Annotated in this window: 1 protein-coding gene; it reads left to right on the top strand. The window is 71.7% G+C overall.

Going from position 1 to position 307, the window contains the following annotated elements; translation table 11 throughout:
* A partial coding sequence (locus tag DI272_RS44060; RefSeq protein ID WP_258314958.1) for a GTP-binding protein occupies window positions 1-307 on the top strand: 307 nt, incomplete at both ends.

Genomic DNA, 307 nt, shown 5'->3' with positions numbered 1-307 from the left:
TGCGGTTCGCGACCGCGGGCTCCGTCGACGACGGCAAGTCCACCCTCGTCGGCCGGCTGCTGCACGACTCCAAGTCGGTCCTCACCGACCAGCTGGAGGCCGTGGAACGGGCCTCCGCGTCACGCGGCCAGGAAGGCCCCGACCTCGCGCTGCTCACCGACGGTCTGCGGGCCGAGCGCGAGCAGGGCATCACCATCGACGTCGCCTACCGCTACTTCGCCACGGCCAAGCGCCGGTTCATCCTCGCCGACACCCCCGGCCACGTGCAGTACACCCGCAACATGGTCACCGGCGCCTCCACCGCCGA

This window comes from Streptomyces sp. Act143 (genome assembly GCF_003143935.1).
Taxonomy (GTDB): Bacteria; Actinomycetota; Actinomycetes; order Streptomycetales; family Streptomycetaceae; genus Streptomyces.
This window is presented reverse-complemented; position numbering and strand designations above follow the sequence as displayed.